Genomic DNA, 13,176 nt, shown 5'->3' with positions numbered 1-13,176 from the left:
TTCATCACTGGGCCCAAGATGGCTTGCCGGTCACTGCTGCTGGTGCCGACACCTGTGCAGTTGTGGACGAATATGTGGGCGCATAAGTCGGTGCTGCTAGTGCCGCAATGCGAGGTGCTACCTGTGCTGGCGCGCCGGACTGACCACCGCCGGATGCCTTATGCAGTGATGCCAACCACTGGCCATAGTCCTTGTGATCTGGCTCGACCACTGTCTTGATCACGTTGCGGTCATCGCCACGATTGTCTTTTTCCACATCGACGCGAACCACGAACTCGATGCCATCCAGGTCAGAGAAGCCGTTGATGCGCCGGGCGGCAGCGGCTTGCGCCGAGTTATCCTGGGGCAGGACATTGCGTGCGCTGTTGAGCGCGGCGCGGATGAAGGTGCGCCCCATCTGGCCCCAGGTCGGTCCTTTCTGCGAGAACAAGCCAACGTTTGACCACATCTTGCGTTTGGCAAAGGGGCCTGCCGTGACGATGAATTCACCGGCCAGGTACACCGCGCCAGTCTCGAACGATTGCGTGGCATATCCGCCAGTCCAGCCTTGGGAGTGATCGTCATGGCCGCCGGGCTTGATGGTCATGCGAACCGGAACCACGGTGCCTTTGGGAATCAGGTCGAAGCCCGATTGTTGTGACTCAGCGTCGTTGAAATCGACCCAGTTGGCGGGGGCGGAAGCGTAGTTTGCGTTCATGTTTTTTCCAAAAAATCAGGTTTTGAGATGCGTTGGGCCCACCTGCTGGCAAAACTGCCGCAGGTTGAACCCGGTGGGGGTGGCTAAAGTTGTGGTTTGGCCTGCCCGGTCAGGCCGCGGCGGTGGGGGTCTGGCCCAGGCACTTGGCGATCAGTCGACCCAGGTGGGGCTCCTCAATCGCATCAAGCCGACCACTTCGGTCTTTGCTGGGGTAGCCAAAAGCGTTGTCCGCCTGAGTCACCAGCCCCCGGTACGGCGTGCCGTCATCGGTTTTAAGAATGGCCAGGGTCAGGACGAGATCCAAGATGCCAGGAAGCTCAATGGCCGTCTTGCTACCTTCCAGTTGCAGTTGATAAAACCGGCGGTTGAAGTCGTCGGTCTTTTCCTCCAGGATGGCCACAAAGACGACATGCTTGTCACGGACATGCTGCAGGTGAGTGAGCGCAGTGATCATTTCCTGACCCAAGAGTCCGTACGCACCCCGGTTGTCAGGCTTGCCGGTTTTTTCACTGAAGGCCTGCGGCTGGTTTTTGCACCATGCAAAGCACAGGCGTGACAGCACCGTCAGTGAATCAACGAAGTAGCACTCGTACTTGGCCAGCTGAGCCGGATCGCCATACTGGGTGCAGACGTGATCAAAGTGAGCTTGTGAGAAGGCCTGATCGGCGCTGGCGGTGGGCATGGGCCCGGCCAGGAACACCACAAGGTCGCGGAATTCCTGCCAAGTACGTGGCCGCACCGTGTCGCCTGACCAGTCCTTGACCGACAAGTCACCGGCCTCCAGGTCAACGAACAGTGTGGACTGCGCTGGCAGGGTCTTGATCTGCGAGGTTTTGCCTACGCCGGGAAAGCCGACCAGACAGATTTTGGCGCTGTGGCGCTCTTTGAGCCGTTCTTCGGCGGAGATGATGGGCAGTCCCATTACGCCACCTCACGCATCTGCTCGGCCACCGCCGGATTCCAGAGAATCTGGTAGCCGGAGTGACCATTGCGCGAAAACGGCAGCGCCTCCGCCCACGTCTTACCGGACTCGGTGAGCTCCCATTCATCACGATCGTTTTTGAACTGGAAGCCCAAAGATTGAAGGCGTTGGTTCACACCGCGCGCAGACATTCCTGCCAGTTCACCAAGCTGTGTGGGGTTGAGGCTGCAGATGGGCTCGTTGGCAGCGGGCAGCACCTTGCGCAAGGACTCCAAGGTCAAACCGGTGTTCTCATGGATTGAGGTCAGGACGGCGGCCATGGCAATGCCAGGCTTCACACCAGGAACTCGGGCAATTGCCTCGCCGATGGACAGGATGGCGTTGACGCGGTCATGAGTAACTGACGGCACTGTCGCCACTGACGCTGCCGACGCGGCTGACGCATAAGTGCCGGTTTTGCGAATCGCGGGCAAAACCTCATGGGTGACCCAGCGTTTGAATCGTTTGGCTTCGGGTTTGCGGCTGCCAAGCACCAGGTTGTACAGGCCCGACTCGTTGACGACCGACATATCCTGACTGCCACCAGGGGTGTGAATTGAACTCACCCCCTTTTCATCGGCATCAAGTCGCTCCAGCGCTTTCCGATCAAGGGTTAAGGTAGCCAGCAGATCAGATGCAACAAACATCGGCTGACCGAAGCTGTCGATTACAACGCGCACGGCGTGCGATTCAAATTCAAACGGGATTAAGTTCGACATGATCAAACTCCTTCTTCATGATTGAGTGACAGACGGAAAGTGGCTTTTCCGGACTTGACGGTGCGGGCTGCAGAAAACTGCACCCTGAGCGCCGGTGGCCAGTTGGTGTAGCGGGACTCTGAAACGGAGAAATCAATGTCCATGTAGTCCTGCACACGGTCACCGGCGGCGGCGATGCGGTCGGCGATTTCCGCGAGCTTCTTCTGATCCCAACTGACCCGTTTGGGCAACTCCAGGGTGATTTCCAAGTGCCCATCAGCGATGTGGGCGGTGCCGAAATCACGTCCGGATTCAAGCAGCGCGGCTCTGGCCTTGTCCCCGTAGCACTGCTCCAAAGCGGTATCGAACTTGGCGCGGGCCTGTTTGAGCCAGGCACTGGCTTGCGTCAGATTGATATCGACTTCACACTTTTGGGCGTGAGTCAGATTGGCGAGTTGGGACACCGACATCTCTGCCAGTTGCTCGGGAAAAACGGTGAGGGTTTGTTCTGCCATGACGTCTCTCCTTACTGGTAAGCTTTGGAGAACGTCGAGAAGCGCGAGACCTTGCGCTCGTAGGCTTCGACTTCATTGATCAGGTACGTGACCCGGGCACCCATCTTGCAAAAGATCGGGCCGAGCTGAGTTTGACGCCACCGGCGAAGCGTCTTGACGGAGAGCCCCCAGCGGGTTGCGAGCTCGTTTTCGTCGAGGGCGATGCGCGTGGCACCGTGTGGTTGGGATCGGTTTGAAAACCGTCCGGATTGAACAGAAAGGGCTTGGTTTTGCACGAGGAGCACTCCTTTAGTTGGTGTGCTTCTATTACCTCGCTTATGGGTCTGCGATATGTCGCAGTGTTCTCGCAGAAATCACGCCGAAATTACAACGCGCTGATCCTCAAGCCACTTCTGCCTCAGCACCAGCCGCCGTGGATTCAGTGGTTTGCTGATATTCGGGAGCACCGATTTTCAACTCCCACAGACGCGGTTTACTGTTGCCGTCCGCACCGCGAATATACGATGTCCATTCCGGTGCCCCCTTGAAAAACTCATTCATTGAACGAATGGGTTTATCGGCCGCATTCTCGATCTGGAGCTTGGTGCATTTTCGTTTTTGACTCGTCCACGAATTCACCAGCAGTTCAACAACATCGACCCATTCCTTGGTCGTAAGCGGCCATGGTTCGGGCCAAGGGCCGACAAGCAATGCGTTCCTTGCATCTTCCTTGATCAGAATTGGGGTGTCAGTCGCCACGGCAGCAGCCTGCCTACGGAGCACCTCTCCCTCGACCCGCGCCATATCAATGCAGACCTGACCATCCACCTCATGCGCCAATGCATCAAGCGCAATAACGATTCCGGGGCCCAGGAATCGGCGGGATGTACAGGAAGTGGTGGTGAGAACAATTGTTAATCCGAGGTTGGACTGCCGCAATTCAGTGTCCATCTTATCGGCGTGTTTCGGTTCCCACATGCGCGACACCAGCGCCACTGGCAACCGTTGATCGCCGAGGCGGTAGTTACCCAGCACATACGGTTCTTGTTCTTCGGCATTGATCGGTATGTCGACCAGTTGCGATTTGAGCAGTTGCGCCAGACGCTCGCGCAGATAAGACTTGTCAACGGTGTACCGGCACAAGTCGCCATCGCGGAGGTCATAACGTTCACCAGAAATTTCATCCTGAGCCCACGTGTCGGTGCTGGTGAAATTCACTTTCAGGCGGCGGTAGCCTATTTGGCCGTCTGCATCTTCTACCGGCACCGTGATGTGATCGCCTTGCGATTTCTCTTTGAGTAGTCCCTTGTTGACCAAATCAGCGGCCGCAGGCAAATCTAGCGAGGCCAACAAATGACCATCGACATCTTCCACAGCCAGATCAAGAAGTTTCATCTCTGCACGGAATAGTGCCAAGTCAGATCCCACTTTCGCAGGCTGTACTCGTCTCATGACACCAAGTGAAGTCAGTATTTCCTCGCCACACCGGCGCATACGAGGGTCAGGGAGCGTCAACAAGCTACAGGATCCGCGCTGCCCCACGCTGATGTCGAGGGCGCGCGGTTCTTCCTCGCCATCGAATCGAATCACAAAGGACAGCTTCACTTCGAGAACGGCGCGACAGGTCGACAGTGGATTGCGGTCGCCAAAATGCTGGTCTGAAACTCCCCAGACGTTGTCGCTATTGAATAGATTCAAGCTAACGCTATGGCGCGTATGTCCCAGCGTAACGGTAAGTGATGAAATCCAGGCATTGAGGATCACTGCGCCGTTGACCTTACTCTGCTTGAGGTTCACCACTTGCTTGAACATCGACAGATCGAAGCTCACAGCATCCACCGGCTGCTTGGAAAGTGGTTTTTCGAAGCCAATCACGGCAAATCGGTCAGCGAGGCGTTTGGCGGTGCTCGCCTTATCGGAGAGCACATGCACCCTATTCTCTGCAGGGTCATACACCAGCGTTGCTTCCAGTGCTGGGGTAAACAAAAGCAAATCGCGCCGTCGATCCTTCATCTGACGCAGCAGCTTCATCTTGCCCGGGTGATAAACGACCAAATAGTGAAGCCGTCGTTTGGCTGAATCATCGCCATCATCCATTTCAAAGTGAATGATCTCGCAGCTTTTTTTACTCTCATCATCGAGACCCAGAATCTCACCAACACCTTCATGCAGTTTGCTTTCAATTTCCGGGGTCCATTCAAAGTCACGTCCATCGCCGTCCCGGACTGTAAAGCCTAAAAACTTCTTGTGGCCGTGAAAATGGTGGGTGAGATAAATGGTTTCGATCTGATCAAAAACCCGCGAAGCTTTCACCCGCAACCAGATCAGCCGTGTCATCGCATCGGCGGCCTGATCAAAGGAGTCAATTTCGGGGTGATTCTCCAACTCAATGATTTTGTAGGCTCGATCCAACATCTCTTCGGTCCGAAACCGAACTAATTGAAGCAATCGAATGGACTCCTGATCCGCAATGGTGATATCTTCGCGCTTGACATCGGAAATACATTCAACGATCACGGAACGTGCATGGGGCTCGGGCTTTGTCATGTCAAGCACGCCCAGGAAAGCGAACTTGTCAACCTGCGCCAGGAGCGCGATGGCATGCAGGCTTGTAGAGTTGATCAGGTCAACGAGATGTTTGCTGTTTTTCTGAAATTTCTTGGCCACTCGTCGCTCCTTTATATTTGCTGAGTGGCCGTTCTCGCTTATCTCGGACCCGACATCAGCGGCAGTCGTTTCACGGGATGATTCCCAAGATGATCTTGGTTTTTATATTTGAAAGCCAGTCTTCCCTGTATTGCAGCGCCAGGAGATCCAGATTGCCTCGACCGATGCCAGACTTGCGCGCCAAGTCTTCCAGTGAAGTCATGCAGTCCAGCCAGCCAAGCCCATGCGAGGCAACCAGCGCAGCCTTGTCAGCAGTCGTAACCACGATAACTTGCGATGGCAGCAAATTGTTGGCTCGCAGCCACGCAAAGAGGTGCTTTTCACCGTCATCGAGGGTGCTGCATGAAGGATGGCCCAACACCAAGGTGGCAAGGTCTTTTTTGGATACGGAGTGCTGGCCTGCAAGGCCCGCTGATAACGCTGTGGACGGCACGTTGACGTGTCGTCGGTCCCCGGGGTTGCCAGTCAGAGCTTCCTCAACGCACTTCTCAACTGTTTCGATTGCGAATCGGCTGGCAATCGCTGTCCAGCAACCGGTCCGAAATGCTTCAAGAATGACATTGGTATCCGCAAACACTCGGATTTTTTGCATATGGATCTCACCTCACAACTCGAATGGAGCGGTGAGGTCGTACTGAGCAAACAGCTCGGTCAACCCGCCAAGTCCAAGGCCCATGGTCTTGGCCGCTTTGCGCGCCGACAACCTTCCATTTTCCAATGCCTCGTGGAGCATCTTCACAAAGTTGGGGGAGAACCGTTTGGGTGGTCCCGATACCGATGGTCGCTGTTTCTCTTGCGACAGAGCGCGTCGGGTAGCGTCACCGATGAGCTTGAGGTTGAACATTCTCCACGCCAGCGTTACCGGGGCAACCCGCAGTAAGGCTGCGACTTCACACAGGTGCGTAATATCGTTAGCCTGGTCGCCTTCGACAAGTTTTTTGAGGGATGCACTTGGCATCAACAATGCAGCGGCAAAACTGTTCGCCAGTTGCTCAATACGTTTGCCTTTGCTACGCTCTTCTACGGAATTGGATTCCCTGTGATCTGGCTTCATCGCATCCCAAGTCAGCGCGTGAAAAAGTTCGTGGGCCAGGTCGAAAAAACGACGCGCCTCGCTCTCATTACGGTTGATCAGAATGACCCCCATCTCTTCGAGGTGGCAAGTCGCGCCGGAGATGGATTTGCCATCAACGGCATCAACGGTGTCAACGAACAACACCGGTATGTCCAGTTCCCGCTCGATCTTGTCTATCAAGCCCTCAGCCGGAATGACTCCTAAGCCAAGCTCGGCGACCAGACTTTCAGCGCGCTCCTGTGCATCCTCAAAAGTGGACTGAGTCGATAGTCGGAGGGCACGTTTAAGCACGCTGCTGCGACTGTCTTGTTGCTCACGCAGCCAACGCAGCAAACCGATCAACTGACCGGCCTTGAGCTCAAAGCCGTCGAGACTATCCTCGGGAACCTCCGGCGCAGCACGCCATGAGAACTGAGCCTCGCCAGCCACGGCAAAGGGGTCGATAAAAAATTCGAGGTCCCGATCGAGTAGATCGGAAAGCGCCATCATTTCTTCCGGCTTGAGCCCGCGCTTGCCGTTTTCAATGTCGGAAATGGACTGGCGATCGTTCAATCCAAGCCCTTGGGTGAGCTGATCTTGGGTCCAGCCCTTGGCCTCGCGCGCCGCCTTCACGCGGTAGCCGATCAATTTTTGCGAGATTTTTTCGAGCATGGCCATCACCTATCTAAAAAGACAGTTTAATCTTGCATATTAGAAAAGGCAATATATTCTTGCATATTTATTTTAGCAAGACCATCAATTACCCTGCGTTGCCATCCTGTTCGGAAGAATAAGGACATCATTTATGACTGTTTCCATTCCACGACGCAGTCATGAAAACCATCGAACTTACTCCTCCGTCAGCAATGTCCCCCGCCGCGCGCGCTGGCGAGATCACATCAATCCTGGCAGCAGCGATTACGCGTTGCTATCTCGCAAGTACCGAGGCAGAAAGACAAATTGACCTTGGCTTTGTGCCCGGGCAGAGCGTTCATACAACCCCGTATCAATAAACGAGGTTCCGATGAACGACACCCAAAATTCTGTGGCCGCGCAAGTAGCCTCCCTGTCCACTCTGCCAATTGCCGACCTGTGGGTGCTGTGGGACCAGCACTACCCACGGCGGCCAGAAAGCCCGAACCGCAGCTACTTGCAGTCCCGCGTAGCTTACAAGTTGCAGGAAGCGGCCTTTGGAGGCCTATCCCCTGACGCCCAGCGCCAGCTGGTCAACATCGGCATCCGCCACTCGAAAATAAAAGGGCGGCAAAAATCACGCGAAATTCACCTCGCACCCGGAACCGTTCTGGTGCGCGAGTGGGGTGAGCGGGACCACAAGGTCACGGTCACGGCTCAGGGCACCTTCGACTACGAAGGCAATTCCTTCAAAAGTCTTTCATCCGTTGCCAGGCAGATCTCGGGTACGCATTGGTCGGGGCCTTTGTTCTTTGGTCTTCGTAGCACTCCGAAGGATCCAAAATGAGCACGGTCAGCACGACAAATACAATTGCCCAGACCAAACCGCGCAAACGCTGCGCGGTCTACTGCCGGGTTTCCTCAGACGAACGGCTTGAGCAAGAGTTCAACTCCATTGATGCGCAGAAAGAATCTGGCCACGCATACGTTACCAGCCAGCGCTCGGAGGGCTGGATTCCGGTGGCCGACGATTACGACGACCCAGGGTTCTCTGGTGGCAATACCGAGCGACCGGGGCTGAAACGACTGTTGGCGGACATTGAGCGCGGTCTGGTCGATATCGTGGTGGTCTACAAAATTGACCGACTCACTCGAAGTCTGGCGGACTTTTCCAAGATGGTCGAGGTGTTTGAACGCCACGGTGTGTCCTTTGTGTCGGTCACCCAGCAGTTCAACACCACCACGTCGATGGGGCGCTTGATGCTCAACGTGCTGCTGTCCTTTGCCCAGTTCGAACGCGAAGTGACTGGCGAGCGCATTCGCGACAAGATTGCGGCCAGTAAACGCAAGGGGCTGTGGATGGGCGGCGTGCCGCCACTGGGCTACGACGTGCAAAACCGCCTGCTGGTCATCAACGAAGCTGAAGCCACGGTTGTACGACGTATTTTTGCCGACATGCTGACGGTGGGCTCACCCACCAAGATTGGCCGCACGCTGACGCTGGAAGGCATCACCACCAAGGCCTGGACGACGCAGGACGGTCAAACACGTGTTGGCGCACAGATCGACAAGAAGTATTTGCACAAGTTGCTGCGCAACCGCATCTATTTGGGTGAGTTGTCCCACAAGGGCAGTTGGTTTCCTGGCGCGCACCCTGCAATCCTTGACCATGGGCTTTGGGGCCAGGTTCACGAGGTATTGGCCAAGGATCCCCATACCAGGGCGGGCGCGACTCAAATACGGTCCCGTACCGACTCCCTGTTGCGGGGCTTGCTCTTTGCGCCCAGCGGGGATCCGATGTACGCGACCTACACGCGCAAAAATGGGCGCAAGTACCGCTACTACATGTCCAAGTCGGAATCACGCTTCGGTGCGCTGGGCAAAACCTCGGAGCGCATGCCTGCCGCCGAGGTTGAAGCCGCCACCGTGGCGCAAATCAAGACCGTGCTGGCCAGTCCTGAATCCATCGCGGCGGTGTGCAGGCAGGTTCAAAACGCTGGTTCACAGGTGGACGAGGCGACAACTGTCATGGCCATGGTCAAACTGGGTGACGTGTGGGAGCAGCTTTTCCCTGCCGAGCGCCACCGGATCGTCAACCTGATGATCGAGCGCATTGATCTGGTCAACGGTGGTTTGAGGGTGAAATGGCGTGCATTGGGCTGGAAGGCACTCATTGGGGAATTCACGCCGCAGAGCATTGGTGCCGAACTGGTTGAGACGGAGGCCACAGCATGAACGACGCTCTGGAGTCTTTTGTGCCAATGACACTGGCCCGGCGTGGAGCGCAGCAATTGGCCACCACAGATGCACCTGCGTTTGATGCCACCCTTCTCCAGGGCCTGGGCCGAGCGTTCTACTGGAAGCACCTACTTGACAGCGGCATTGCCAAAAGCGGCTCTGATATCGCACGGCAGGAAGGTCTGCACCACTCGTGCATCAACGAACTCATGCGGCTCACGCTGCTGGCACCGGACATCGTTGCCCAGTTGATGGCGGGTCGCCAGCCACGGCGACTGACGCTGATGTGGTTCCAGCGTAACCCACTGCCTGTGGACTGGCAGGCCCAGCGCGACATCATCGCGAGCTTTAAATAAGGTGGACAGCATGGCAAGAAAGCACACCGGACAGCTGACTGGCATCCCCGTAACCTACCAAACACCGAGCCCGGCGGGTAGCGTGCAAATGGAAACGTTCATTCCCTGGACGTTGGTCAAACGCGGGGTTCGGCGGCAAGTCATCACGCCAATTGATGCGCCCCAGGAGTTTGTAGTCGAAGCGGCGTTGGAGAAGCGGGAACGTGAGACCTATCAGGACAGCCCATTGCTTCGGGCGTTGGGGTTGGCCCACTACTGGCAGCGGCTACTTGATGATGGGAAGATGCAAACCATTGGTGACATCGCCCAAATGGAGGAGATGGATATCACCCAGGTGCGACGTTTGCTCCGCCTCGCATTACTGGCTCCCAGCTTCCTCGAAGTAATTGTGGCAAAGGCTGAATTGACTCCGATCAATCTGGAATTCGTTTTGCGCCGGTCAATGCCGGATGACTGGGACGCGCAAAGAGTGCTGCTGGCAGCGTAGGGCTGGTTCAAGCTCGCCACCGATGGTTGCCCTTTGGTGGTCATTTTCGCGTCTTGATTTTCGGGACTTTTGGGGCCGCTTTGCTGCGAAAGCGGAAGTACCACAACAGAGAAAGCAGCTGTTCAAGCTCTCGCAGTCGGCTTACTTTCGCTTGTCATTGAAAAACAGATACTTAATCAACGCTACGGCGAAGAGCACTAGCACTACAAGGATCAGGAGCCCGAAGAGGCCCATTCCCCACATCATTCCACCACCCATCATTCCGTCCATCATTGATTGCATCGTCGTCTCCATTGTGGTTGCCCAAGTGTTACTGTCTCCGTTCCTTTAATGACGATGTTCACAGCATGTAGCCGATGTCGGAGGTGGCGGTCGGGTAAGCAAACATCGTCGTCTTCAAGTCGTCTGCGGTAAGCCCTTTGCGGATCGCAAGCCCGAAGATGTTGATCACCTCGTCGCAATGCGGCCCGATCAGATGCGCGCCCAGAATGCGGTCGGTTTTTTCATCGACCATCACCTTGAACCCATAGGTCGTCTCAGCGACGCGCTTCGCTGTGAACCAGCTTGATGCCTTCTCGCTTTGCATCCTGAATTTCACCCCGCTGTCGCGTACCTGCTGCTCGCTCATGCCCACGGAGGCGATCGGCGGCGTCGTGAATGCGACGCTCGGCACGCCGAGATAGTTGGGTATCGCATGATTGCCTTCGAGCATGTTGGCTGCGGCGACCTTCGCGTCGTGGCTAGACACCGGTGTCAGCGGCGGACCGCTCGAGGCCGCGTCACCCACTGCGTACACGGCAGGGTTGGACACGCTTTGCAAGAACTCGTTCAGCTTGAGGCGTCCCTTCACGGTCGTCACGCCCGCACTGACGAGGTCGAGCGGCTCCAGATCGGGCACGCGCCCGGCCGCATGCACCACGAGGTCGGCCTTGAACAGCTCATCCTTGCCGTTCGACGACGCGCGTACGGTTAGACCCTCGCTGCTCCTCTCGATGGCGGTCACGCGCGTCTGGAGCCGCACGTCGATTCCGACTTCGATGAATTTCTCCATCAGCCAGCCAACAGGGTCCGGGTCGAACGGCGCGAGCATACGATCCATCTGCTCGAGCACCGTCACCTGCGCGCCGGCCTGCGCAGCGATGTTGGCGAACTCGGCGGCAATGAATCCACCGCCGAGCAGGACGATCCGCTTCGGCAAGTGATCGAGCTCGAGGAAATCCGTGCTGGTGATGACGTGTTCCTCGCCGGCGATGCCCAGTTTCATCGGCACTGAGCCAACCGCGATCAGAACGAAACGGCCTTCGAGCACCTCACCGCCAACCTCGACCGAACGCGGGCCGCAGAATTTGGCGCGTCCGTGATAGGCGTCGATGCCATTCTTCGCGAAGCTCTTCTCCTTCATCGCCGGCACGGGCTCGGTGAAGCTGCGTTTGAACCTCATGAGATCGCTCCATGCTATGGCCGGCTCTCCACCAGAAACTCCGTGCCCTTGCATGCGGCGGGCATGGTCGATCGCTTCGACCGCGCCGACCAGTACCTTTTTCGGGTCGCAGCCACGCAACGCGCAGGTGCCACCAAAAGGCAGATGGTCGATGACTGCGACGCGCCATCCGGCCGCCCGGCAGCGGGAAGCTGCGCCCGTGGCGCCGGTTCCGGTGCCGATGACGACGAGGTCGTATTGATGGATCATTTTCTTTTCTCCTAAGTTTGGTTGGGCCTGAATTACAGGCTGGGACAGGTTTTATTCCCTTCTGCCGAAGACCCGCAGCACTCTGGTCATTGACAGGAGAAACAGCCCGGTCAGTGCCAGGGCTGCAACGCCCCAGTGGTCGCCGACAAAAGCCCCGACGCCCGTGCCGGCGAGCACTGCAGCGAGTAGTGGCAAATGGCAGGGGCACGTCAGCACCGCCAGCGCGCCCCATGTGTATGCGCGCCAGCTTGGTATGGGCGGCGATACGCCGCTGGTATGAACGCTGACACCGGCCTCACTGGCCAGCTTCGAGATTGTGTAGGCGTCCATCAGTCAACTCCGTAGTTATCCCGCGCAGCAGGAAAGCTGTGTCACGTCCTTGGTGAAAGTTTGAGCGCACAACTTCAAGCCTTCGACCATAGTCAGATAAGGGAACAAGGTATTGGCCAGCTCTTGCACTGTCATCTGCGCGCGAATGGCCATTACCGCTGTTTGAATCAACTCGCCGGCTTCTGGCGTCACCGCTTGCACGCCAATGAGCCGCCCACTGCCCGCGTCCACCACCAGCTTGATGAAGCCACGGGTGTCAAAGTTGGCCAGCGCACGAGGCACGTTGTCAAGGCTTAGTGTGCGGCTGTCAGTCTCGATACCCTTGAGTTGCGCCTCAGCCTCGGACAGGCCCACGGTGGCAACTTGCGGGTCGGTGAACACCACCGCTGGCATGGCAGTCAGGTCGAGTGTGGCGTCGCCACCGGTCATGTTGACTGCTGCGCGCGTGCCGGCCGCCGCCGCGACATAGACGAATTGCGGCTGGTCGGTGCAGTCGCCAGCGGCGTAGATATGCGGGCTGTTGGAACGCATGGCCTTGTCTACGACGATGGCGCCTTGCGCGTTGACCGCGACGCCTGCCGCCTGCAGCGAAAGGCGACTCGTATTGTGCGATCGACCGGTGGCAACGAGCAGCTTGTCGGCGCGCAGCTCACCTTGGCCGGTAGTGAGTATGAATTCACCGTTCACATGGCCGACCTGGCTGGCTTGGGTATGTTCCAGCACCTCAACACCCTCCAGGCGGAAAGCGGCTGTGATTGCTTCGCCGATGGCTGGGTCTTCCCGAAAAAGGTAGTGCAACATTCGTTCTGTAATTTCCCCGACCACTGAAACTGACCCTGTTTGGAAGTTTCTGGTTTTGGGATTTTTTAAT

The 13,176-nt window shown here is 56.9% G+C and carries 15 protein-coding genes; 4 read left to right on the top strand and 11 right to left on the bottom strand.

What is annotated here, in order from left to right; translation table 11 throughout:
• Positions 1 to 4: 4 nt before the first annotated feature.
• The 8 genes from GZ093_RS11085 to GZ093_RS11050 all read right to left on the bottom strand — a co-directional run bounded on the left by GZ093_RS11085 (position 5) and on the right by GZ093_RS11050 (position 7,243).
• The gene (locus GZ093_RS11085; RefSeq protein ID WP_296485887.1) at positions 5 to 697 is read right to left on the bottom strand and encodes a hypothetical protein; all 693 of its coding nucleotides are present in this window, start codon (positions 695 to 697) and stop codon (positions 5 to 7) included.
• Between the two features lie 109 nt (positions 698 to 806).
• Positions 807 to 1,619 (bottom strand): ATP-binding protein, encoded by an 813-nt coding sequence (locus tag GZ093_RS11080; protein ID WP_296485886.1) that lies wholly within the window; start codon positions 1,617 to 1,619, stop codon positions 807 to 809.
• The gene (locus GZ093_RS11075) at positions 1,619 to 2,377 is read right to left on the bottom strand and encodes a BRO family protein (protein ID WP_296485884.1); all 759 of its coding nucleotides are present in this window, start codon (positions 2,375 to 2,377) and stop codon (positions 1,619 to 1,621) included. Before GZ093_RS11075 ends, GZ093_RS11080 begins: the two co-directional genes overlap by 1 nt.
• Before the next feature lie 2 nt (positions 2,378 to 2,379).
• The gene (locus tag GZ093_RS11070; RefSeq protein ID WP_296485882.1) at positions 2,380 to 2,871 is read right to left on the bottom strand and encodes a hypothetical protein; all 492 of its coding nucleotides are present in this window, start codon (positions 2,869 to 2,871) and stop codon (positions 2,380 to 2,382) included.
• Positions 2,872 to 2,882: 11 nt separating this feature from the next.
• Positions 2,883 to 3,146 carry a DNA-binding protein gene (locus tag GZ093_RS11065; RefSeq protein ID WP_296485880.1) on the bottom strand — a complete coding sequence of 88 codons (264 nt, stop codon included), beginning with the start codon at positions 3,144 to 3,146 and terminating at the stop codon, positions 2,883 to 2,885.
• Positions 3,147 to 3,252: 106 nt separating this feature from the next.
• On the bottom strand, positions 3,253 to 5,517 hold the full coding sequence (locus tag GZ093_RS11060) for a hypothetical protein (RefSeq protein ID WP_296485878.1): 2,265 nt from the start codon (positions 5,515 to 5,517) through the stop codon (positions 3,253 to 3,255).
• A 70-nt stretch (positions 5,518 to 5,587) separates the two neighbouring features.
• A complete protein-coding gene (locus tag GZ093_RS11055) occupies positions 5,588 to 6,109 on the bottom strand; it encodes a hypothetical protein (RefSeq protein WP_296485876.1) in 522 nt (173 codons plus the stop codon).
• A gap of 12 nt (positions 6,110 to 6,121) precedes the next feature.
• Positions 6,122 to 7,243: an XRE family transcriptional regulator gene (locus tag GZ093_RS11050; RefSeq protein ID WP_296485874.1), complete on the bottom strand. Its 1,122-nt coding sequence runs from the start codon at positions 7,241 to 7,243 to the stop codon at positions 6,122 to 6,124.
• A gap of 352 nt (positions 7,244 to 7,595) precedes the next feature.
• Here GZ093_RS11050 and GZ093_RS11040 point away from each other — a divergent pair, with 352 nt between their 5' ends.
• From GZ093_RS11040 to GZ093_RS11025, 4 genes are all read left to right on the top strand, one after another.
• The gene (locus tag GZ093_RS11040) at positions 7,596 to 8,051 is read left to right on the top strand and encodes a DUF2924 domain-containing protein (protein WP_296485871.1); all 456 of its coding nucleotides are present in this window, start codon (positions 7,596 to 7,598) and stop codon (positions 8,049 to 8,051) included.
• Entirely contained in the window at positions 8,048 to 9,439 is a 1,392-nt protein-coding gene (locus tag GZ093_RS11035; RefSeq protein WP_296485869.1) for a recombinase family protein, read from the top strand. Before GZ093_RS11040 ends, GZ093_RS11035 begins: the two co-directional genes overlap by 4 nt.
• Positions 9,436 to 9,798: a site-specific recombinase resolvase gene (locus GZ093_RS11030; protein WP_296485867.1), complete on the top strand. Its 363-nt coding sequence runs from the start codon at positions 9,436 to 9,438 to the stop codon at positions 9,796 to 9,798. Before GZ093_RS11035 ends, GZ093_RS11030 begins: the two co-directional genes overlap by 4 nt.
• Positions 9,799 to 9,886: 88 nt before the next feature.
• A complete protein-coding gene (locus GZ093_RS11025) occupies positions 9,887 to 10,285 on the top strand; it encodes a hypothetical protein (RefSeq protein ID WP_363260621.1) in 399 nt (132 codons plus the stop codon).
• A gap of 340 nt (positions 10,286 to 10,625) precedes the next feature.
• On the opposite strand, the gene GZ093_RS11020 is transcribed toward GZ093_RS11025, so the two are convergent.
• The 3 genes from GZ093_RS11020 to GZ093_RS11010 are packed head-to-tail and all read right to left on the bottom strand — an operon-like array spanning position 10,626 to position 13,130.
• A complete protein-coding gene (locus GZ093_RS11020) occupies positions 10,626 to 11,975 on the bottom strand; it encodes an NAD(P)/FAD-dependent oxidoreductase (protein WP_296485863.1) in 1,350 nt (449 codons plus the stop codon).
• A gap of 51 nt (positions 11,976 to 12,026) precedes the next feature.
• A complete protein-coding gene (gene merE, locus GZ093_RS11015; RefSeq protein ID WP_296485861.1) occupies positions 12,027 to 12,305 on the bottom strand; it encodes a broad-spectrum mercury transporter MerE in 279 nt (92 codons plus the stop codon).
• Between the two features lie 15 nt (positions 12,306 to 12,320).
• Positions 12,321 to 13,130, bottom strand: a complete 810-nt coding sequence (locus GZ093_RS11010; protein WP_296485929.1) for an FAD-dependent oxidoreductase — start codon at positions 13,128 to 13,130, stop codon at positions 12,321 to 12,323.
• Between the last annotated feature and the right edge of the window lie 46 nt (positions 13,131 to 13,176).

Origin of the sequence: Rhodoferax sp., from assembly GCF_010365055.1 — a bacterium.
Classification (GTDB): Bacteria; Pseudomonadota; Gammaproteobacteria; order Burkholderiales; family Burkholderiaceae_C; genus Rhodoferax.
Note: the sequence above shows the minus strand (reverse complement) of the source record. Positions and strands in the feature narration are given on the sequence as shown.